Source organism: Rhizorhapis sp. SPR117 (genome assembly GCF_021742065.1).
Genome location: NZ_JAKKIE010000001.1, coordinates 148,102 through 169,109 on the forward strand (window position 1 = coordinate 148,102; position 21,008 = coordinate 169,109).

Sequence of the window (21,008 nt, forward strand, 5' to 3'; positions counted from 1 at the left end):
CATGGTTCTGGTCTTGCAATGCCTGGGCGGGCTGACGCTCGTTCTGCTGACGGCGGGTATCGCCATCCACCTGCTCTATCCGCTGCCCGAGCTTGAGCCGCGGACAGCGTCGGCGCACATCACGGATACCGGCGATACGCCGTTGGGGCGCGGCGTTGCGCATCTGTCCCGCGATCAGGACGGCCGTTCGGGCATCCACCAGTTGAACGACGGTCGTGACGCATTCGCCGCCCGGATCCTGCTGGCGCGCGCCGCCACCCGCAGCCTCGATATCCAATATTATATCTGGCACGGCGACCGATCGGGCACCTTGTTGCTGGAAGCCGTGCGCCAGGCCGCCGATCGCGGGGTGCGGGTGCGGATGCTGCTCGACGACAACGGCATCGCGGGCATGGACGGTGTGCTGGCGGCATTGGACCGGCATCCCAATATCGAGATCCGCCTGTTCAACCCCTTCGTGCTGCGCCGGCCCAAGATGCTCGGCTATCTCGCCGACTTCCCCCGGCTCAATCGGCGCATGCACAACAAGAGTTTCACCGCCGACAATCAGGCGACCATCATCGGCGGACGCAATATCGGCGATGAGTATTTCGGCGCGCGCGACGAGGGCCTGTTCCTCGATCTCGACGTGCTCGCACTCGGTCCTGTCGTCGAGGACATGTCGCGGGACTTCGACCGCTATTGGGTAAGCGAATCGGCCTATCCTGCCGCCCGCATTCTGCCGGAAGTCTCGCCGGAAGAGCTGAAGCAGCTATCACGTCAGGCGTCGCTGGTCGAAACCGATCCGGCGGCGCGCGCCTATGTCGAGGCCATTCGTTCGCTGCCGTTTATCGAACAGACGCTGGCCGGAACAATTCCGCTTGAATGGGCGCCAGTCCACATGGTCAGTGACGATCCCGCCAAGGGTGTCGGCAAGGCGCCACGGGGGGCACTGCTGGCTGTGGCGCTGCGCGATGCAATTGGTGAACCTCACCGCGACGTGCGGCTGGTCTCGGGTTATTTCGTGCCGGGGCGAGCGGGGGTCGATGCTCTCGGCACACTGTCGGCAGGCGGTGTCGACGTCGCCGTTTTCACCAACGCCTTCCAATCGACCGATGTGTGGATCGTGCATGCAGGTTATGCGGAGCGCCGCAAGTCACTGCTCAAGGCCGGTGTCCGGCTTTTCGAAATGCGCGAGCCCGATCGCGCCGATGGAAAGCGGCCCAAGCGCAGCCTCATCAGCACCGGCTCGGGCAGCAGCGGCGGTAGCGATGGCCCGGTGCTGCGCTCCAGTGCCTCGATGCTGCACGCCAAGACCTTTGCGGTGGATGGGCAGCGGCTGTTCGTCGGCTCGTTCAACTTCGATCCCCGCTCGATGCATCTCAACACGGAATTGGGGTTCGTGATCGACAGCCCGAAGCTTGCCGCCGATGTCTCGAACGCGTTCCTGACCGATATCCCCGCCAATGCCTATGAAGTTGTCCTTGCCGAAGATGGCCACCTCAACTGGCTGGAGCAGACGCCCGACGGTGTGCGCGTACACACCAGCGAACCCGGAACCAATGGATGGCAGCGCGGGGCCATCTCCATTCTGTCCAAAATGCCGATCGAATGGCTGCTGTGAATGGCGGAGTTGCAACGGGTGATCGGCCCCGCTTCGCCTTGTAGCCCATATGATGACGGGATCGACGACACTCGGAGGGTAAAGGCGGCAGCGCACGTGTATCCACGTGGTCGGTTGACCAGTGGTCATGATATCTCCCGAAACATTCGAATCCTGGAGCCTGATCAGTACCGGACCCGGAAGCCGGCGATGCCCCTGAGGCTGTAGCCTTCGCCGAAGTCGACGATCAGCGTGTCACCGGAAACTTCGGTGTAGAGTATATCTCCCATTGCCCCAGCTGTAGCTGCCGCCAGTTCCGGCGATATGTCGAGTCCGAGTGCAAATCCCGTATTTTCAAATGCTTCGGCGATATGCCTCGTCGCCCAGCCGACGGCGCATCCAACATCGACCACCTTCTCCCCCGATAGCATAGGCGGCTTGCACGAGCAGCGCTTCGCTGATCGGTTCGATCATGCTTTCGAAACGGTCGAGCTGGGCGAGCCAGTGCGTACCCGCTTCACCTGCCCAGTAGTGCGCGACAGTCCTTCGCTGTTCTCGCCAGGATCATGCATTCTAGAGTCAGACTCGCTCAGGTTTGCACATAGCCCGAGTGTCGGAGGTAGTTCGCGCATTCGGCTGGCCTGAAGCGGTTGAGGATGAGCTTGAGGGCGTCGCAGATGGCTTCGAACGATCGGGGTGCGGCGCGGCGTAGCAAGGCTTTGAGCTTGGCGAAGGCCTGTTCGATCGGGTTGAAGTCGGGGCTGTAGGGCGGGAGGTAGAGCAGTCCCATCCCGGCGTCCTCGAGGCATTGGCGGATCCCGGCCACCTTGTGCGCCGGCAGGTTGTCGCAGACGACAATGCTGCCCGGCCGCATCTCGGGGATCAGGTGTTCGACGAGCCATTGCCGGAAGATGCTGCCGTTCATCGGTCTGTCGATCAGCATCGGCGCGAGGATGCCATCGTGCTGGAGCCCGGCGACGAAGGTGGACGTCATCCAGTGGCCATGCGGCGCCTGGCCGTAGAGCGGCTTGCCCTTGCGACCCCAGCCGCGCAGCCGGGTCATGCTGGTCGTGGTCCCGGTCTCGTCGACGAACACCAGCGAAGCGAAGTCCAGCCCGGCCTGCGCCGCGCGCCAGATGTCGCGGGCGATGACGACATCGGGCCGGTCCTGCTCAGTCGCGAAGATGGTCCTTTTTTTTGTGCCGCAGCCCGAGCCGCCTGACCATCCGCCAGACACTCGCGTAACTGACCGCGACGCCGCGCCTGGCAAGATCGTCCCGCACCTCGCCCAGCGTCAGCTCGGACGCCTGCGCCAGCCGATCGGCGATCCATCCCGCTTGCTCCGTCAGCTTCGAGCGCCGGTCGCCACCCATCGGCCGCGCCGCATGGCTCGTCGTTCGCTGATAGCGTCGATACCAGTTGCCCGCCGTGCTCGGCGCGATGGCGAACGCCGCCCCAACGTCACGGCAGCTCCTCCCCGCCGCCATCGCCGCAACGACACGGTCGCGCAGATCATCTGAATAAGGCTTGCCCATCCCATGCCGGCCTCCGTCCCAGCCAGCACTCTGAATCAGAAAATCAGCCCGATGGGAATCCTCGCCGATTCAACTTGGTCGCATCCGACTCTAGGAAATCAAACCCCGGGACGCGTCTCAGGCCGCTCCGATCGCGATATAGATGCCCACGGTAATGACGAGCAGGGCGAACGCACGCTCGAACAGCATCTTGTGGGCGGCAAACTTCCGGCCGAGCAGAATGCCCAGTGCTGCCCCGCCGACACCACCGGCGATGAGCAGCGCCGTAAGCGGCCAGTCGACATGGCCGGACAGCGCATAGGAGGTGGCCGTGGTCAGCCCGAGCGCGGTGACGACGACCAGCGAGGTGCCGACTGCATAGGCGAACGGCATGGCCGTCGCCGCAATCAGCGCGGGCACGATCAGGAAGCCGCCGCCGATGCCGAAGAAGCCGGCGGCGAGTCCAACGCCCAGCCCCATCGGCACCAGCCGGGGGAGCAGCACCGGAGCTGTCGTGCGCGACAGCCGGACATTCGGATCATCCTCACGCCGGCGCTTGCGCAGCATCGAAAGCCCGACGCCGATCATCAGCAGGCCGAACAGCATCAGCAGCCTGCTTCCATCGACAGCCTTGCCGATCTCCGCTCCGATCGCGGCGCCAATTATGCCGGCTGCCGCAAAGACGATCGCGCAGGGCCATTTGACCATGCTCGCACGGGCATGACCGGCAAGGCTCGTGGCGGCATTGGCCGCAACCGCGACGGCGGCGGTTCCGATCGCCGCATGGGTCGAGCTGACGCCGACCACATAGACCAGCAGCGGCACGGCAAGGATCGAGCCGCCGCCGCCCACCAGGCCCAGCACGATGCCGATGAGACCACCCGAGAGCAGCGCCAGCAGGATTTCCGTCGCGGTCACGATCGTCAGGCCGCCATCCGGCGGTTCCACGGCATATGTCGCAGCAGCCGCGCCATGCCGCACCAGCCCGTCCCGCCCGCGAGCATCAGCCCGGCGCCGACAAAAGCGGAGAGGGCGAAAAAGCCGGGACCAACGAGAAAACCGAGTGCAACGCCCAGCAGGACCAGCCCGCCGGCGGCAAGCTGCACCTGCCGCATCAGTTCCAGCGGTTGGCGCCGGTCGGCCGCGACCTCCAGCCCGGCGCGGCGCCATGCGTCGATCCCGCCCTCGATCAGATAACAGGGCGCACCGGCAGCGGCGGCAGAAAGGCGTGCGACATTGGCCCCGGTACGCGCGCCCGAGCGGCAATGGAACACCACCGGGCAATCACCGGCCCGAAGGCGGTCGATTTCGGCCAGCGGCACATTGTCCGCGCCGGGGATATGTTCGCGCGCATGTTCGTCAGGCGCGCGGATGTCGATCAGCTTCGCGCCGTTCCGTATCAGGCGCTGCGCTTCGGCAGGTGTAACGGATGTCATCGTCATCGGATCAGTCCTCCTGACAGTAGAGTTGATAGAGGGTGGCGAACAGCGCCTCGGTCCGGGGATCGGCGATCCGGTACCAGAGCGTCTGGCTCTCGCGGCGAAAGGCGACCAGCCCTTCATCGCGCATCTTCGCCAGATGCTGCGACAGGGCCGACTGCGAGAGGCCCACGTCATCGGCGAGATCGCCGACCGTGCGCTCGCCATGTTCGACGAGCTTGCACAGCACCATCAGGCGCCGGTCATTGCCGATAGCCTTCAGGATTTGCGCCACTTCGCCGGCCTTCTTCTCGAAGGCGGCGAGGTCCATCGGGGGCTTGAGCATCGCAACATCTTTCAGTTAGATATTGCTAATATAGAATATACTAATATATAGTCAAGGAACGAATGGAGGTTCTCATGACTGCCACGCCGATCATCGAAGCGTTCTTCGACGAGTCCACCAACACGATCAGCTACCTGGTCATCGATCCCGCCACGCGCCTTGCCGCCGTGATCGACCCCGTGCTTGATTTCGACTTGCCCAACGGCGAGGTCGATACCGGCTCGGCCGACCGGATACTGGCGATGGCGGAGGAGAAGGGCTGGCGCATCACCATGGTTCTAGAGACACACGCTCACGCCGACCATCTGTCGGCGGCGCCCTATATCAAGGCAAAGACCGGCGCGCAGATCGGCATTGGCGAGCATATCCGTGACGTGCAGAAGATCTTCCGCCCAGTCTTCGCATTCGATGACCTGAAGACCGACGGCTCCGACTTCGACCGGCTCTTCGTCGATGGAGAGCGTTTCGCGCTTGGGACGCTGGAGGTCGAGGCAATGCACACGCCCGGCCACACCCCCGCCGACCTGACCTACCGGATCGGTGATGTAGCCTTCGTCGGCGATACGTTGTTCATGCCGGATTACGGCAGCGCACGGGCGGATTTTCCCGGCGGCGATGCCCGCCAGCTATACCGCTCGATCCGCAAGTTGCTCAGCCTCCCGGACGACACAAGGCTGTTCCTCTGCCACGACTACAAGGCGCCCGACCGCGACGACTATCGCTGGGAAACGACCGTGGGTGAACAACGCCGCGCCAGCGTGCATGTGCATGACGGGGTGAGCGAGGATGAATTCGTCGCAATGCGGGAAGCACGCGACGCGACATTAGCTGTGCCGAAGTTGCTGCTACCGTCGATTCAGGTGAACATCCGTGGCGGGCGCTTTCCAGCCGCGGACGCCAATGGCGTGCGGTTCCTACGCATCCCGGTCAAGATCAAGGACGGAATTGAGCAGGGAATTTAAGTTCAGCTGTTCAGTGGCAAAGGTCCGACGTGCCGCAGCCGGATGATCACCCCTCCCCCGATCAGCACGATCAACGACAAGCCGATCAACGACAAGCCGATCATCACCAAGGGCATGATCGGCTGCTGCGGCATAGCTTTGCGGGCCTACTGGGCGGGGACAAGCTCGTAGCCGGAGACCCTTCCGGAAGCGGATGGACCACTCACCGCAGGCGTGTTCGGAGTTGGTGCCGGGGCGACCGGCACAAGTGGCCGGGGCACGGTTGTGGATGCCCTTGTCGCATCGGCCCCGGACACGGACGACGGCGCGCCCGCCAGCGTCTCGATCTCGGCGCGTGTCGCCGCATCCGCGCGCCAGTCGCCGCGCTTGATGGCATCGAACATGTGATGCGCCAGCCTGGTCCGTGCCGCCGGATCATGCTCGGCGAAGAAGCGGTCCATGCCAAGTTTGTAGCGGTCGCGCAGATAAGCCCCACGAAATACTACGCAGGAAGTTTTCCTTGTCGCGAAAGTCCTGATATCCACGACAAATTTCACGGCTCGGCTGTTAAGCAGCGCTCGGATCACACGATTCATATTCAGCAGGATCCGGTCTATCTGGCGTCAGTGGCACACAGGAAACCGCTGCTGGAACGCGGGCCGGCGGCGGTGCGGTGAAGGATCTGGCTGCGGCAGCGCTGCTCCTTGGCGGCGCATTCACCAGGTGACAGTAACGCTTCGCGCGACCCCCACAAAGCCACTCAATGGTCCTGAAAATCTGGTCGACAGCGTCGTCTATTCCATGCTTGATCATCCTATCCATGCCATAAATCAGCGGGAGACGATGGTGAGCCAGGCTATTGATGTTCTAAAGCACGAACATGACGCCATCCTGATGGCCCTCAAGATACTCGATCAAATCTCGGACGAAGCCAGACAGGGGAAGGCGACATCAGAGGATATCATGCAGTTTCTGGGGTTTCTGCGGGAATTTGTCGACACATGCCACCATGGCAAAGAGGAGGGCCTGTTGTTTCCCGCCATGATTGAGGCAGGTCTACCAGCCGATGGCGGACCGGTGTCGGTGATGCTGTCGGAGCATGAACAGGGCCGCGCGCTTGTCGCGGCAATGGCCAATGCAACCGAACCAGCAATGTTACCGGCGAAATTTTCAGAAGCAGCGACTGCTTATGCCGACCACATGAGAACGCATATCGAGAAGGAAAATACCGTCCTGTTCCCGATGGCTGATCGCATCGTCGCACCGGAAGTGATGGATGGCCTGGTCTCCGCCTTTGATCGACACGAAGAGGAGGTGATGGGCTCAGGTCGCCACGAACAGCTGCACGACATGCTCAAGGACCTGAAGGTGAAATATCTCGATTCATGATAGTGGGCGGCCCTGAAGCACGGTGTGCCGAAGGCTTAGTAGTGGTCGTTTCCGGCCATTCCATCGATAGCTTTGGTGCGGCTGCATCCCGGGCGAAGGCGCGCGGCGTGCCTCGTCAGAGTGAACGCGAAAAATGTAAGCGCAATTTCGTTACGCGTCGGTTCCACTCATAGAACGACGCTACGGAAACTCACGTAGCGACACTGCGGGATCGAACCCGCAATGTCACATACGGTCTCGCGGTGCTTCCCGAGGTGAGACTGGATGAGAGGGCTGTCATGGCTGGGAAAAGGCAAGGAAGGCATGTTGCGCATAAGGTTGCTGTTCGCGGCACTTGCGTCCAGCATGGACGCTTCCGGGTAAATCACCGCGAAAGGAGAGGCCCATAACGCGCATCCGCTCCACCTTCTGTCCGTCGTTCGTCCTGGTTCTGTTGGGTCTCTTGGCGGGCCTGCTGTTTTGGGCGGCGCCGGGCTTGGCGCAACCTGCACGTACGGCCCCGGTACTGTCGTTGCAGGGCGCGATCGGCCCCGCGACCTCCGACTATATTGTTCGGGGGCTGGAGCGCGCGGCCGCCGAGCGCGCGCCGCTGGTGGTCATCGAAATGGACACGCCGGGCGGCCTCGACAGCGCGATGCGCGACATCATCCGGGAGATCCTGCGTTCGCCGGTGCCGGTGGTGACCTATGTCAGCCCGAGCGGCGGACGGGCCGCCAGTGCCGGGACCTACATCCTCTACGCCAGCCATGTCGCGGCGATGGCGCCGGGCACCAATCTCGGCGCGGCGACGCCCGTGCAGATCGGCGGCGGGGGCAATCCCCTGTCCCCGCCCCACGACGGGGACGAAAAGGATGAAGCGGCCGCGCCCAAAGCGGAGGATGCAAGTCAGGCAAAGGCCCGCAACGACGCCATCGCCTATATTCGCTCGCTCGCCGAGCTCAGGGGGCGCAACGCGGACTGGGCGGAAGCAGCCGTACAAACCGCGGCCAGCTTGTCCGCGAATGCCGCGCGCGAGCAGAATGTCATCGATCTCGTCGCCCGAGACCGTGCCGATCTTCTCGCCCAGCTCGACGGGCGCACGGTCGCCATCGGGGGACGCGAGGCCAAGCTCGCGACCCGCGATCTCACGCTGGCCGATGCGCCGCCGAACTGGCGCACGCGCTTTCTCGGCGCGATCACCGATCCGAACGTTGCCCTGATCCTGATGATGATCGGCATCTATGGCCTGATGTTCGAGTTCATGAACCCCGGCGCGCTCTATCCCGGGACGATCGGCGCGATTTGTCTCCTTACCGGCTTGTATGCCTTTTCGGCCTTGCCGGTGAACTACGCCGGCGCTGCCCTTATCCTGCTTGGCATCGCCCTGATGGCGGCGGAAGCCTTCTCGCCCTCTTTCGGCATATTGGGCATTGGCGGACTGGTCGCGTTCATGCTTGGCGGAGCGATCCTGATCGACACCGACGTCCCGCAGTTCCAGATCAGCTGGCCAGCCATCGCCAGTGTGGCCATCGCAAGCCTGGCACTTACAGTCGTGATCGCCCGCCTGGCGCTGGTCTCGCGGCGACGAAAAATCGTCAGCGGCCGGGAAGAGATGATCGGGGCCAGCGGCACGGTGCTCGACTGGAACAACGGAACCGGTCATGTCTTCGCGCATGGCGAACGCTGGCAGGCTGCGGGCGTTGCCGATCTAACAGCAGGCATGTCCGTGCGTGTCACAGGGCTTGAAGGCCTGACGCTCGACGTCACACAGGCCGATACGGATTTCGCCAGTTCCATGGAAAACTAAGGAGAAGCAGGATGGATATGCTCGGTAGTCTGGCCTTCTACATTCCGGCGTTCGTCCTCGTTCTTCTGTTCCTGACAGCGGCGATCAAGATTCTGCGCGAATATGAGCGCGGCGTGGTGTTCACCCTCGGCCGCTTCACCGCCGTCAAGGGCCCCGGCCTCATCCTTCTCGTCCCCTATGTCCAGCAGATGGTCCGCATGGATCTCAGGACGGTGGTGCTCGACGTGCCCACACAGGACGTGATCTCGCGCGACAATGTCTCCGTCCGCGTCAGCGCGGTAATCTATTTCCGGGTTATCGATCCCGAACGGGCGACCATTCAGGTCGAAAACTTCATGCAGGCGACCAGCGAGCTTGCCCAGACGACGCTGCGCTCCGTCCTCGGCAAGCATGAGCTGGACGACATGCTGGCCGAGCGCGACAAGCTCAACGCCGACATCCAGAAGATCCTCGACGCCCAGACCGACGCCTGGGGGATCAAGGTCGCCAATGTCGAGATCAAGCATGTCGACATCGACGAATCGATGGTTCGCGCGATCGCGCGCCAGGCGGAAGCCGAGCGCGAGCGGCGCGCCAAGATCATCAACGCGGAAGGTGAGCAGCAGGCCGCGCAGAAGCTGCTCGAAGCCGCCGAAATCCTAGGCCAGAAACCCGAAGCGATGCAGCTTCGCTATCTCTCGACCCTCAACGTGATCGCCAACGAGCGCAGCTCGACAATCGTCTTTCCCTTCCCGATGGACCTCAAGGATTTCCTGAACGCGGTCCCGCGCCGCGGGAAGGAAGATTGAGTTTCCGTTCGGCGCCGCGATTCCCCAAGCGAGATAGGGATCAGCCGAAAGCCGTGTCGGTCGGACGACGAACCTTCGCGATGTGTGGCAGAGATCACGGGCGACCCGTGACTTTGCGCCCGCTGGCGTCGACACAGCTCGGCGACCATTTCGTTTGAGAGGGACTGGACCAGCTTGCGCAAGTCGCCGCGATTATGCGCCAGTCGGTTCAAGGGATCGATCATCCCTCCTTCATTCAGGGCTGACGCAGCCTTCCTTGACCTGCCCGATAATTATATATAGGACTCCTACTATATTAGAGTCGAGGACCGATGACCGCCGACGCCCATATCATGACCGGATTGTCGCGGATCGGGATGCTGCTGCGATCGGAAGGCTGGCGGCAGGCTGAGGCAACCGGGCTCACGCCAACCCAGGCCCAGATCCTCGCTTATCTCGTCGCCCGTGGCCCCGCGCGCGTCGGTGCAATCGCAACCGAGATTGCCGTGACCCATCCGACGGCAAGCGACGCCGTCGCCGCGCTGGTCCGCAAGGGCTATGTCGAGAAGCTTCGGGATCCCGATGACGCACGTGCGGTGCGGCTTCATCCGACGGACTCAGGTAAGCACCTGGCCGGCGAAATGGCGGTCTGGCCGGATGCCCTGTTGGGCGCCGTCGAGATGCTCGATGAGGGAGAGCGCGCCGCCTTCCTCAAAGGACTCACCAAGATGATCGGCGCGCTCCAGATACGCGGCGCAATCCCTGTCCAGCGCATGTGCGTCTCCTGCACGCATTTCCGGCCCAATGTCCATTCCGATGCGGCCACGCCGCATCACTGCGCCTTCGTGGACGCCGCTTTCGGCGACGCATCGCTGCGTCTCGATTGCGGCGATCACGTCGAAGCCGACGCATCCGCGCGGCTTGAAAGCTGGGCTCGCTTCTTAAAGGAGCCTGCCCATATGTGAGCGCCCCGCTCGCGGCAACGAACGGGGCGCTCGGTTCTCCACCCTCGAAAGCAAGGAAGGAACATCTCATCATGCCCCAGAAAGCGACGTTTTACCATGCCGGGTGCCCGGTCTGCGTCAGCGCCGAACAGGGCCTCGCCCATGCGCTCGATCCCGCGCAATATGACGTCGAGGTCGTCCATCTCGGCGACGCGCCAGGACGGATCGCGGAGGCCGAGGCGGCTGGCGTCGCCTCGGTCCCGGCGCTGGTGATCGCCGGCCAGCCCTTTCACATCAATTTCGGCGCCTCGCTCGCTGATGTGAAGGGCTAACCCTGAATGGATGGTCCCGGAGGCGGCGGTCGCCGGGACCATCACTCATTTTCGGGAGCGATGCGATGACATCACCGACAAGACCAGCGCCCGCGATCGAGGCAGTTCAGTGGTTCAACACCGATACGCCGCCGTCGCTCGATGCGCTGCGCGGCCGGGTGGTCGTCATCGAGGCGTTCCAGATGCTGTGTCCCGGCTGCGTCAGTCACGGCCTGCCGCAAGCCACCCGCATCCATGAAACCTTCAGCCGTGACGATGTCGTCGTGCTTGGCCTGCACAGCGTCTTCGAGCATCACGAAGCCCAGAACCCGACATCGCTCGAGGCCTTTCTCCACGAATATCGCATCGCCTTCCCGGTCGGCGTCGACGCGCCGGGCGAGCCGGGCGGTCTGCCGATCACGATGGCGCGCTATGGGATGCAGGGCACGCCAACCCTCGTACTGATCGACCGCAAGGGCCACCGCCGCGCACAGCATTTCGGCCATGCCCCGGATTTGCGCCTCGGCGCTGAGATCATGGCGCTGATCGCAAAGGCCGCGCTGCCGCGCCCCGGCGTATATCCCCGCGTTTAGTGGCAGGGACGCCCGGCAGCGTCTTGCCTATCGCAGCAACTGCGGGGAAATCCATGAAGCGCAGCCATCCCGCCCGCCTGAAAGCGGTCGGCTGGCCCCAGGACCGTTCTCGCCCTCCCACAAGCTATAATTGTCATAGTCGTGATTGCCCGGCGACATGCCGAAGGGGATCGCGGCGACCAAGGCGCGATCCCCCAGAACGATCGCGACGTGGCAGAGGCGGATCTTCGCCGCTATTTCGGTGCGGCGTCCTCGTCGTCCCACTGGAGATGGCGGTGCAGTTCCACCGCGTCGTGGAGCACGCGCAGCACACCGACGATCCGATCGTCGATGATCGTATAGAGCAGCAGATGTCGCGGACGCCGGACGGTCCCGTCCGGTCCTCGCGCGCGCTCACGGCTGCCGCGAAGGTGCCAGGTGCGCAGATCCGCGCCCAATTCGGGCCGGGCGGCGCTGCCGGGGCGCTCCGGCGCCGCAGAGAGATCATGCAGGGCGGCCGAGATCAGCCGTTCATAGCGCACGCGCGCCTCGGCGCCGAATTCGGCCTCGGAGCGCTCCAATATATCGAGTATGTCGGCTCGCGCCGAGCCGGCAAGCCGGACAATACGGGTCAAACGCGCACGCCTGTTCGCTTGCCGGCCTCAGCCCCCAGGTCGGCGATGAAGCCGTCGATCGCGTCAGGAGCGATATCCTCGAAGCGACCGGCGGCGAGATCGGAAAGCCCAACCTGCGCGGCCTGCCGCAGCGCCTCGAGCTTCAGCGCATCCTCGCGTTCGCGCTGCTCGACCATGCGGAGTCCGTCACGGAGCACCTCGCTGGCGTTCTGATAGCGGCCCGAGCGGACCAATGTCTCAATGACATCATGCTGATGGTCGGTCAGAACGACGTTGCGGGTCGGCATGGCTCAAGCTCCTGCATGCGAATCCTTTCGATCATACTTCCATTGGCATAATATGCCAATGGCCAGGGCGACGACAGGTCTGCGGTGCCCATTGAACGCTGGCAGCAAAGTTGTCCTGCACGACGCCCACCCGGATCGAATACTCAGGCCGAGCAGCTTCTGGTCGAAAGCAGCCCGGAACTGCCGATTGTAGATCCACGTGATGCTGTTGGGGCGAACAGGCGCGGGCTGATCATGGCATGAAGGCGATGCGGGCAGACGTTGTGCATGTGCCGTGAATGGTTGCCAGCCGGCACTGTCGCTTAGACCGCCGAATTTTCGGAGCCATCCCGCAGCCAACGGCCAAACGGGTCGGGCGGGCAACTCTAACCCTTATTTAACGAACCAATTCTACATCTTTTTGATGTAAAGAACCGAGACGCGAGCTATGGAGGAAGAATGATGAATTCAGGGGTTAATCGACCCCCATCAGGAGATGGAGGAAATATGGGCATGATCAAGCAGGTGATCCCGGCCGTCCTGGGTCTTTCGATCCTGGGCCTTCCCAGTATTGCGCATGCCGATATCACCGGAACGATCGATGCGACGATCACGCTTGAGAGCGGCTGCATCATCAATGGCGCCAATGCGGCCGACGGTGCAGGGAGTGTCGATTTCGGCGCGATCGATTTCGGAACCCAGACGACGCTCTTCTCCGAAGCCAGCGCCCAGGTCACGGGGACCGGCGCCGGCATCACCATCCAATGCACGGCGGGCGTGACACCCAATCTCATTTTTCAGACTGGGCTGCACGATGCGAACGCCTCGGGTTCCGGCAACAAGGCAATGCAACACACGTCCGTCACGACACAGTATGTTGCATATAATCTTTTGCGAGCGGACGACGTCACCGTGATCAACAATGGCGATAACATCGCGCTCTCCGCCGATGGCTCCGAACAGACAATCATAGTCAATGGCCGCGCCTATGGCGCAGCCGGCCTAATTGCAGGCACTTACAACGATACCGTCACCGTCGTGCTGGAACTCTGACGCAGGGGTTGTGAAGAGCGGCGGGTCACGGCATGCATCGCCTGACAGGGAAACATGCCTGGCCGCCGATATTCGGCTTATGGGCTCTCATGGCCATGCCTGGCCCTGCCCAAGCCGATACAACCGCATCGTTCGAAGTATCGGCAACCATCGTCGCCGGATGCGCAGCCGACGGGGTCGGCACGAGCGGCGATGCCGGCCTGATCGGCACACTGGACTTCGGCAATGATACGACCCTGTCCACGGCCAGCCATAGTGCCGCGCTTACGGGAAACCAGATGATTACCCTGCGCTGTACGCCAGGCGTCGCACTCAGCATGAGGCTCGGAGGTGGCCAGCACGCAAGCGGCGGCAATCGAAACATGCAACTCGGACCATCGACCGCGGATCGGCTGCCATATCGCCTATACGCCAATGCGGGGATGACGGACGAGATCACCATAGATCAGGACCGGTCGATCCTTGTGACGGCAGCCAATATGAACGACGTGCAATTGCATGTTTACGGCCAGGTTTCGCTCCCCGGAGGGAGCGCTGCGGGAACATATACCGACACTTTGCTGGTCACCCTGACCTGGTGAAACACGGTCGGATCTTGGGGGGAGTAAGCCTGTGATGCTGTGGCGGACAAGATTGTGCCTTGGTGCGCTGTTGTTCCTGTTCGTCACGCTCGCTCCCGCCAGGCCGGTGCATGCCGCAGGATCAATCCTCGTCTGGCCGATCGACCCTGTCATCGAGCACGATCAGCAAGCCGTTGCCCTGTGGCTTGAAAATCGCGGCTCCAGATCTTCGTTGCTCCAGTTGCGGATACTGTCCTGGACCCAGGTCGATGGCGAAGACCGATATGCGGACCAGGAGGAAATTATCGGCACACCGCCGATGATCAGGATCGAAGCCGGGAAACGTCAAATGGTCCGGCTGACCCGAACCGTTCCGGTGCAGCCAGGCGTGGAACGGGCGTTCAGGCTGCTCATCGATGAAGTGCCCACCCATGCAGGGACCGATTCAGCTGAAGGGACGGGTCCATCCGTCGGTGTCCGCTTGCAGTTCCGCTATTCCATTCCCCTCTTCGTCTATGGCGAGGGTCTGTGGTGGAAGCCGAGGGCCGACCGGAAACGCGATCCGGCGAGCGCCGGTCAACCGGAGCTTTCCTGGCGGATTGGTGCCCAGAACGGAAAATCATATCTGGAAATTCATAACATTGGACCGGTCCATGCGCGGCTGACCGGCGTTTATTTCAGGCATGGCGCCGGATCGACGACATTGGCCCAGGGATTGCTCGGCTATGTGCTGGCGGGATCGAGTCTCCGCCGGCCATTGCCGGACGCGATCAAAGCGGACGCCATCCTGATGGCAACGATCAATGGCGGTTCAGAGGCGCTGGCTGTCGCGCCGGCGAAATAGATGCCGGACGCATTCTATGCAAAAGGGAAGCGTCTTCGAATGGAAACCGCGCCGGTGGCGGCTCAGGCTTATGGCCTCGGCAGGATTATGCTCGATCTTTCATGCAAGCCCGGCCATTGCAAGCGGTGCCTGGTCCGGCTCTTCCCTCCCTCCGGCACCACAGGCAGAGCAGCCGGTCGACGAGGTGACGCTGCATCTGGAACTGGTCGTCAACAGGCTCCCGACCGGCAAGATCGTTCCGGCCTTGCTCCGCGGCGGCCGTTATCATGTGACGGCAGCTGATTTGCGCAGTGTCGGCATTGCGGTCGAGGACGAGGACGCCGTCATGGTTGCCGTCGACTCCATCGCCGGTTTGCGCACCGAATATGACGCTACTACGCTACGATTGATGCTCTATGTGCCGGCTGAATGGCTGCCAGAGCAGAAAATCGGCAGCGACCGGCGCTATGATTACGCGCCCGCACGCAGCAGCCCGGGCTTGCTGATCAACTATGATGCTTATGCCAGCGACCCGGACCGGGGGGCGGCGAGTCTTTCCGTATGGAACGAACTGCGTGCCTTCGGATCGTTCGGCATTGTCTCGACGACCGGCGTGTATCGGGCGGCGTCCGGGGCCAGCGGGAAAGATGGCTTCAGGCGCTATGATAGCTACTGGCGCTATTCCGACGAGCGACACATGCTGACTTATGAAGCCGGTGATCTTCTCACGCGCAGCTTGAGCTGGGGCAGCACCATGCGTTTGGGCGGCGTCCAGATCTCGCGCGATTTTGCGATACGCCCCGATGTCATTACCTATCCCCTCCCCCAATTCGCGGGCAATGCTTCCGTCCCGTCGACCGTCGATCTCTTCATAAACGGCTATCGGGCTGATGGTGCCGAGGTAAGGCCGGGTCCCTTCACCCTCACCAATGTTCCGTCCATCAATGGCGCCGGCGAGGCTGTCGTTGTGGTCACCGACGCGCTCGGACGGCAGGCATCGACCACAATACCCTTTTACGTCAGCGGCGCCCTGCTGCGCGAAGGCCTCTCCGATTTTGCTTTGGCGACGGGGTTTGTCCGACGGGACTATGGGCTGAAAAATTTCTCCTATGGCGCTGTCGCCGCCAGCGCATCCTTGCGGCGCGGCATGAGCGACACACTAACGCTGGAGCTTCATGGCGAAGCGGGCGAGCGGTTCGGGCTTGCCGGTGTCGGCGGGGTGGTTCGCCTGGGTAACATCGGCATCGTCAACACGGCCTGGAGCCATAGCCGATACAAGGGGCGCAGTGGCGATCAATGGACCTTAGGATACCAGTATAGCGCGCGGAAGTTCAGTATGACGGCTCTGCATAGCAGGCGCAGCGCGGGCTTCGCCGATCTGTCTGTCTATGATGCCGGATCCTTCAGCCTGAGCAGGCGAAGCACATCCATCACCGGCAGCGTTTCGCTGGACCGCCTTGGCAGTCTTGGCGCCGGCTATTTCGATACGCGCGCACGCGACGGAAAACGAACGCGTCTCGCCAATCTCTCATGGGGATTGCCGTTCTGGAAGAGCACAAGCCTCTATGCCTCGGCCAACCATGAGATCGGGGAGAGCAAATGGGCGGCGGCGCTTCAGCTGGTCATGCCCCTCGGCCGTGACCGGGGAACCGCGAGCAGCGGATTTGAGCGCAGCTCGGCCCGCGGCAGTTCCTGGCGCGTCAACTATAATCGCGCCGTACCGAGCGATGGCGGCATAGGGTGGAATCTCGGCTATGCCGAGGGCAGCAGAACAGAGCGCTATGCCCAGGCCGATCTCACCTGGCGCAACGATCTGATGCAACTGCGCGGCGGCGTCTATGGGGCAAACGGCGATTATACCCGCTGGGCCGGCGCAAGCGGCTCTATCGTCATGATGGACGGATCGACTTTTGTCGCCAACCGGATCAACGACGCCTTCGCTGTCGTCAGTACCAATGGCGAGCCGAACGTGCCTGTCCGCTACGAAAACCAGCTGATCGGCAAGACCAATGGCAACGGTCATCTGCTGGTGCCATGGGCCAGTTCCTATTATCGCGCGAAATATGCCATCGACCCCCTGGGGCTTCCACCTGCGGTCGAAACTCCGATCGTGGAACAACGCGTCGCCGTGCGTCGCGGGAGCGGCTATCTTCTCGACTTTCCTGTGTCCCGGGTCGTAGCGGCGATGGTCAGGCTGCACGACACGACTGGAAAGCCCCTTCCGGTCGGCGCCGCCGTTGCAGTCAATGGCACGCCCGGCGCTTATGTCGGCTGGGACGGCATCGCCTATATTGAGGGCCTTCAGGCGCAAAACAGGCTCATCATAACGCTCCCCCATGGCGGGACCTGTGCCGCATCATTCGACCTTGATGCGGCACCTGACCAGATCAGCAAGGTTGGGCCTTTGACCTGCCTGATGGAGAATGAGCCATGAGCTGCCACACCGTCGCGGATCGGGGGCCATGGGTTCATATCCGCTGGCTCTGTCTTATCTTCATCGCAATCATCGCGTTCCCGTCACCCGGTGCGGCGCAGACGTTCAAATATTGCACGGTTTCGAGCAGCGATGCCGATCTTGGCAGTCACAGCTCATTCGATCTGGCATCGACCGGACAGGAAAGTGCAGGCGCCGGCGGCCTTGCCTGTACGCCGCCGCTGGCGTTGCTCAGCACGTCCTACATCAAGGTCAAGGTCGAGAGTTCAATGTTTCTGCTGACCGGCGGCCCCGATAACCAGACCATCCCGTTCACGATCTCCGCAACGCAGGGAGGCACGGCAATCGCCACCGGCAATGAGTTCGACTTTACGAGTTTCCAGCTTCTCAATCTGTTTTCCGGTCCAGGAGGCAGCTTGCCGCTCTATGTCAAGACGCAGGCGCAGCCGGGGCTGCGGGCAGGCATTTACAGCGGGACCGTCAATCTGCGGTGGTATTTCTCGGTCTGTACGCTCGGGGTGCTCGTGATTTGCGACTTTTCGGAGAGCCCGGGATTTCAACGGCCGATTCTGCTCACGCCCCTCAACTGGGGGAGCGGCGTGCTCACCACAATGACGGTGACCATGATCGTCGAGAATGATTGCGCGATCGCAGCACCGGACCTCGACTTTGGCAGCGCGCCGCTCGCAGGCAGTTTCGCCGAGGCGACCCAGACGATCACTATCCGCTGCAGCGCCGGCGCCGCTTATAGCGTGGGCCTAAGCGATGGGAACAACTTCGATGGCGGATGGCGGCGAATGCGCCGCGCAGCGACGAGTGATTATTTGCGCTACGAAATTTACCAGGTCCCCTCTTCGGGTATCCGCTGGGGCAGTGTCGGCGCAGAGCGCCGCAGCAGCGCGGCGGCGCAGGTTAATCCCGGCATCTACGACGGCATCGTTCAGCAGGGTTTCACTTATGGAGCCCGCATCGATCCGGCTCAAACAACCCCGCAAGTCGGGCATTATGTCGACAACATCGTTCTGGACATCGAGTTTTAAGACCAGGAAACCTCCGAAGCTGTACTTTACGGCTGATGATCGGCAGCGTTTACAGGGCCTATACGGATTTGCCTGACCTGCCGCTGCTGATCACGTTCAAGATCCACGGTGCCTGGCCATTGTTCGAGACCCGACATCTTCAACGCGCGCCGACCAACGACACCCTCTCCCTTGGCAGGGAATTTCAGGGAAATCTGCCAGGCCTTCTCGCCGAGGGCTCGCCTAAAAGATCGAACCCGGCGCCGGCGAAGTGCCAACTGCGACCAATCGGCACGCCGATGCCGACACCCTGCCGTCGCGCTACACCATCACGCGGGACATGATCCATGAACCTTGTTATATTTGGCGGGAAAGTGACGTTATCGGGTGTATGCGTATCAGGCTAGGAAAGGTGGTCCCTGGTGACAAGAGGCGTTCAGGATACACGCTATCAAAAGCTTCTCGCGGTGTTGATCGATGCCCGCCGCGAGATCGACTTGTCTCAGGCTGAACTCGCCAGCCAGCTTGGCAGACCTCAGCAATTTATCTCACGCTATGAACTCTCCAAGAGGCGGCTCGACGTCATCGAATTTGTTGATGTCGCAACGGTGCTCGGCCTTGATCCACCTGCTGAGCTCGCTAATGTACTGAAAAAGAAGTGAGGATTGTCGGCAGGCCATTGCAGACATCACGCGCGTGACGTCTGCAATTTCAGGCATCCCATCAGAGGCGGATTTGGAGATCTGCCGTATCGCGCAAGCTGTACCCCACTCAGGTTATTCCGAGCCGCTGAAGTGACGGTTTTCACATCGTGTGAAATGTTGGCGTGCTGCGGTTTCAACGCTCACTTTCTGGCAGATCCATTGAGACTCATTGCAAGGGGAGACAGCCACGGTTCATAATTGCGCCAGCGATCCAGACCAGACCTGTTGATCGGGGTTCGAACCTGTTGGGCACTTGGCGTGTGAACGGCCCGCGGATTCTCGTAAAAGCGCAGGCAGCACGGATCGAAGTCCAGGCCAAGATAGTCCAAAAGGCGGCGCACTTCCGCCTCGGGACTTTCCACCAGCTTTTCATAGTGCACCCGATGCACGCGCGCAGGCAGCACCGTATCCATATAGTCCATCATCCGCCTGTAGTCATTATAGTAGCAGCCGAGGTCATACAGGTCGGTCGGCAAACGACTTTCACGGTTGAAATAGGTCAAAAAGGTCGAAACGCAGCAGGAAAGCGGCTCCCGCCTGACATCCACGATTTTGGCGTTGGGCAGGATCAGATGAATAAGCGGGGCAAATCGCCAGTTCGCCGGCATCTTGTCCGTGAAGTAGCGGAGGCCGCTCCTTCTGTGCCGCCGCGTGGCATCCAGATAGCGTTGCCCCAGCACCTTCCTGTCGTTCGGCATGAGCCGAAAAAGCACATTGGGCAGAGATTTTCCTGACGGGTCGTTGCCGGGAAGCGCTGCCGCAATCTCCTGAAGCTCGAACAGCTCGCCGGCCCCTTCCACCATCGGATGACTGGCAAGTATCTGCTCGACCAGCGTGGAACCCGAACGCGGCATGCCGATGATGAAGATCGCCTCATCGGAATCGTGTCCATAACCTCGGCGTTCGGCGAAGACCGATGGGGTCAGGATCTCCTCGTGCGCCAGCACGGTTTCCCGGATCGCTTGCGGATCATAGGGAACAACCGTTCCACGCAGGGCATTTGCTTGCCGATAATAGCCGAAGGATTGTTCAAACCGGCCCTGATCGCCGCACGCCTTGCCGAGCGCGAACTGGATCTGGATCTTCTGGAACGGATCGCCGATCTGCGGCAATATCCGTTCCATCGCCTCAACATCGTCATCGTCCAGCAGGATGGTGCGCAAATTGGCAAGCCCCCACCATGCGGCGCCGTTGGCGGGATCCAGTTGCAGCGACCGGCGATAGGCGGCAATCGCTTCGTCGGTTTGTCCCACAGCGCTCAGGCTGTTCGCATAATTCATCCACAGCACAGTGGCATTGGGTGCTCGCTCTACAAGTTCCCGATGGATCTTAAGCACTTCCCCGGTACGGCGTTCGGCGGACAGAACACCTGATTTGATCGATAGCGGCCAGATGCTCTCCGGATCTGCGACGATCATCCGGTCGAGAAGCGTGATGGCATCATCGGCCCGGCCAATTCGACACAGCAGTGATGACTGGTCCGTATAGGCGCCAATAAGTTCCCGGCGTCCGGCGGCGGTTTGCCGTAGCAATCGCTCGGCCTCGGCGAAGTGGCCGGTTGCGGCCGCTATCGCGGAAAGCAGGCGCAAGGCATCCGAATTATGCGGTGCTCTCGCCAGATGTGCACGGACGAGCGCTTCGGCCCGCGACAGGTCTCCGGCTTCCAGGAAGCGCATCGGATCAACAGGGCTATTCGCTTGGATGGCATCACCTCGCGCCTATGGGATTGTCGATCAAGGATATTCTGCCATGCATCATATGCGTGTGAATGATGACGGATAAACCCCTTCCGATCCGCCAGCTTTAACCAAATCATAATATTTTACATCATTATGATGTAGGAACGACTGTCTGATGGTGCTAGGCGCTCCGGATAACTGTGCGCGCGAAATCCGAACGAGGGGTAAATTTCATGGTTGGAACCGGCAGGTCAGGCAAGCGTCG

General features: G+C 61.9%; 26 protein-coding genes. 16 read left to right on the forward strand and 10 right to left on the reverse strand.

Going from position 1 to position 21,008, the window contains the following annotated elements; translation table 11 throughout:
- Window position 1: 1 nt before the first annotated feature.
- Window positions 2–1,603, forward strand: coding sequence for a phospholipase D family protein (locus L3X40_RS00645; RefSeq protein WP_237363812.1), 1,602 nt, complete (start codon window positions 2–4; stop codon window positions 1,601–1,603).
- A 164-nt stretch (window positions 1,604–1,767) separates the two neighbouring features.
- On the opposite strand, the gene L3X40_RS00650 is transcribed toward L3X40_RS00645, so the two are convergent.
- The 6 genes from L3X40_RS00650 to L3X40_RS00675 form a co-directional block, all read right to left on the reverse strand.
- Window positions 1,768–2,013, reverse strand: a complete 246-nt coding sequence (locus L3X40_RS00650) for a hypothetical protein (protein ID WP_237363815.1) — start codon at window positions 2,011–2,013, stop codon at window positions 1,768–1,770.
- 158 nt (window positions 2,014–2,171) lie between these two features.
- Window positions 2,172–2,819 (reverse strand): IS630 family transposase, encoded by a 648-nt coding sequence (locus L3X40_RS00655; RefSeq protein WP_056379675.1) that lies wholly within the window; start codon window positions 2,817–2,819, stop codon window positions 2,172–2,174.
- A complete protein-coding gene (locus tag L3X40_RS00660; RefSeq protein ID WP_070936432.1) occupies window positions 2,755–3,117 on the reverse strand; it encodes a helix-turn-helix domain-containing protein in 363 nt (120 codons plus the stop codon). Before L3X40_RS00660 ends, L3X40_RS00655 begins: the two co-directional genes overlap by 65 nt.
- A 117-nt stretch (window positions 3,118–3,234) precedes the next feature.
- The gene (locus L3X40_RS00665; protein WP_445177134.1) at window positions 3,235–4,044 is read right to left on the reverse strand and encodes a sulfite exporter TauE/SafE family protein; all 810 of its coding nucleotides are present in this window, start codon (window positions 4,042–4,044) and stop codon (window positions 3,235–3,237) included.
- The gene (locus L3X40_RS00670) at window positions 4,020–4,538 is read right to left on the reverse strand and encodes a rhodanese family protein (protein WP_092958974.1); all 519 of its coding nucleotides are present in this window, start codon (window positions 4,536–4,538) and stop codon (window positions 4,020–4,022) included. Before L3X40_RS00670 ends, L3X40_RS00665 begins: the two co-directional genes overlap by 25 nt.
- Before the next feature lie 4 nt (window positions 4,539–4,542).
- The gene (locus tag L3X40_RS00675; RefSeq protein WP_092958972.1) at window positions 4,543–4,860 is read right to left on the reverse strand and encodes an ArsR/SmtB family transcription factor; all 318 of its coding nucleotides are present in this window, start codon (window positions 4,858–4,860) and stop codon (window positions 4,543–4,545) included.
- A 74-nt stretch (window positions 4,861–4,934) separates the two neighbouring features.
- Between L3X40_RS00675 and L3X40_RS00680 the strand changes: the two genes are divergently transcribed.
- Together L3X40_RS00680 and L3X40_RS22280 are read left to right on the forward strand one after the other, a co-directional pair.
- Window positions 4,935–5,822 (forward strand): MBL fold metallo-hydrolase, encoded by an 888-nt coding sequence (locus L3X40_RS00680; protein WP_237363817.1) that lies wholly within the window; start codon window positions 4,935–4,937, stop codon window positions 5,820–5,822.
- Window positions 5,823–5,864: 42 nt separating this feature from the next.
- Window positions 5,865–5,993, forward strand: coding sequence for a hypothetical protein (locus L3X40_RS22280; protein ID WP_272907901.1), 129 nt, complete (start codon window positions 5,865–5,867; stop codon window positions 5,991–5,993).
- On the opposite strand, the gene L3X40_RS00685 is transcribed toward L3X40_RS22280, so the two are convergent.
- Window positions 5,969–6,205, reverse strand: coding sequence for a hypothetical protein (locus L3X40_RS00685; protein ID WP_237363819.1), 237 nt, complete (start codon window positions 6,203–6,205; stop codon window positions 5,969–5,971). The two genes, L3X40_RS22280 and L3X40_RS00685, sit on opposite strands and share 25 nt — an antisense overlap.
- Window positions 6,206–6,238: 33 nt before the next feature.
- Between L3X40_RS00685 and L3X40_RS00690 the strand changes: the two genes are divergently transcribed.
- The 7 genes from L3X40_RS00690 (at window position 6,239) to L3X40_RS00720 (ending at window position 11,591) form a co-directional block, all read left to right on the forward strand.
- On the forward strand, window positions 6,239–6,478 hold the full coding sequence (locus tag L3X40_RS00690; RefSeq protein ID WP_139181314.1) for a hypothetical protein: 240 nt from the start codon (window positions 6,239–6,241) through the stop codon (window positions 6,476–6,478).
- Window positions 6,479–6,524: 46 nt separating this feature from the next.
- On the forward strand, window positions 6,525–7,190 hold the full coding sequence (locus L3X40_RS00695) for a hemerythrin domain-containing protein (protein WP_139181313.1): 666 nt from the start codon (window positions 6,525–6,527) through the stop codon (window positions 7,188–7,190).
- A 475-nt stretch (window positions 7,191–7,665) separates the two neighbouring features.
- Window positions 7,666–8,976, forward strand: a complete 1,311-nt coding sequence (locus L3X40_RS00700) for an NfeD family protein (protein WP_237363821.1) — start codon at window positions 7,666–7,668, stop codon at window positions 8,974–8,976.
- Between the two features lie 11 nt (window positions 8,977–8,987).
- Window positions 8,988–9,764 carry a slipin family protein gene (locus L3X40_RS00705; RefSeq protein ID WP_092958964.1) on the forward strand — a complete coding sequence of 259 codons (777 nt, stop codon included), beginning with the start codon at window positions 8,988–8,990 and terminating at the stop codon, window positions 9,762–9,764.
- A 311-nt stretch (window positions 9,765–10,075) separates the two neighbouring features.
- Entirely contained in the window at window positions 10,076–10,708 is a 633-nt protein-coding gene (locus L3X40_RS00710; protein WP_092958962.1) for a MarR family winged helix-turn-helix transcriptional regulator, read from the forward strand.
- 71 nt (window positions 10,709–10,779) lie between these two features.
- On the forward strand, window positions 10,780–11,019 hold the full coding sequence (locus L3X40_RS00715; protein WP_092958960.1) for a thioredoxin family protein: 240 nt from the start codon (window positions 10,780–10,782) through the stop codon (window positions 11,017–11,019).
- Between the two features lie 65 nt (window positions 11,020–11,084).
- Window positions 11,085–11,591, forward strand: coding sequence for a redoxin domain-containing protein (locus L3X40_RS00720; RefSeq protein WP_092958958.1), 507 nt, complete (start codon window positions 11,085–11,087; stop codon window positions 11,589–11,591).
- Between the two features lie 233 nt (window positions 11,592–11,824).
- Here the strand turns inward: L3X40_RS00720 and L3X40_RS00725 are convergent, their stop codons facing one another.
- Window positions 11,825–12,205 (reverse strand): type II toxin-antitoxin system RelE/ParE family toxin, encoded by a 381-nt coding sequence (locus L3X40_RS00725; RefSeq protein ID WP_175485357.1) that lies wholly within the window; start codon window positions 12,203–12,205, stop codon window positions 11,825–11,827.
- Window positions 12,202–12,492, reverse strand: coding sequence for a type II toxin-antitoxin system ParD family antitoxin (locus L3X40_RS00730; protein ID WP_092958956.1), 291 nt, complete (start codon window positions 12,490–12,492; stop codon window positions 12,202–12,204). The genes L3X40_RS00725 and L3X40_RS00730 overlap by 4 nt, the downstream gene beginning before the upstream one ends.
- A 492-nt stretch (window positions 12,493–12,984) precedes the next feature.
- Here L3X40_RS00730 and L3X40_RS00735 point away from each other — a divergent pair, with 492 nt between their 5' ends.
- The 6 genes from L3X40_RS00735 (at window position 12,985) to L3X40_RS00760 (ending at window position 19,022) form a co-directional block, all read left to right on the forward strand.
- Window positions 12,985–13,524, forward strand: a complete 540-nt coding sequence (locus L3X40_RS00735) for a Csu type fimbrial protein (RefSeq protein ID WP_237363823.1) — start codon at window positions 12,985–12,987, stop codon at window positions 13,522–13,524.
- Window positions 13,525–13,613: 89 nt separating this feature from the next.
- A complete protein-coding gene (locus L3X40_RS00740) occupies window positions 13,614–14,105 on the forward strand; it encodes a Csu type fimbrial protein (RefSeq protein ID WP_175485355.1) in 492 nt (163 codons plus the stop codon).
- A 34-nt stretch (window positions 14,106–14,139) separates the two neighbouring features.
- Entirely contained in the window at window positions 14,140–14,928 is a 789-nt protein-coding gene (locus L3X40_RS00745; RefSeq protein WP_092958950.1) for a fimbrial biogenesis chaperone, read from the forward strand.
- Between the two features lie 16 nt (window positions 14,929–14,944).
- Window positions 14,945–17,341, forward strand: coding sequence for a fimbria/pilus outer membrane usher protein (locus L3X40_RS00750; RefSeq protein ID WP_237363830.1), 2,397 nt, complete (start codon window positions 14,945–14,947; stop codon window positions 17,339–17,341).
- Window positions 17,338–18,381, forward strand: coding sequence for a Csu type fimbrial protein (locus L3X40_RS00755; RefSeq protein WP_092958946.1), 1,044 nt, complete (start codon window positions 17,338–17,340; stop codon window positions 18,379–18,381). The genes L3X40_RS00750 and L3X40_RS00755 overlap by 4 nt, the downstream gene beginning before the upstream one ends.
- Before the next feature lie 401 nt (window positions 18,382–18,782).
- A complete protein-coding gene (locus tag L3X40_RS00760) occupies window positions 18,783–19,022 on the forward strand; it encodes a helix-turn-helix domain-containing protein (RefSeq protein WP_092958944.1) in 240 nt (79 codons plus the stop codon).
- Between the two features lie 182 nt (window positions 19,023–19,204).
- Here the strand turns inward: L3X40_RS00760 and L3X40_RS00765 are convergent, their stop codons facing one another.
- A complete protein-coding gene (locus L3X40_RS00765) occupies window positions 19,205–20,740 on the reverse strand; it encodes a tetratricopeptide repeat-containing sulfotransferase family protein (protein WP_092959702.1) in 1,536 nt (511 codons plus the stop codon).
- Between the last annotated feature and the right edge of the window lie 268 nt (window positions 20,741–21,008).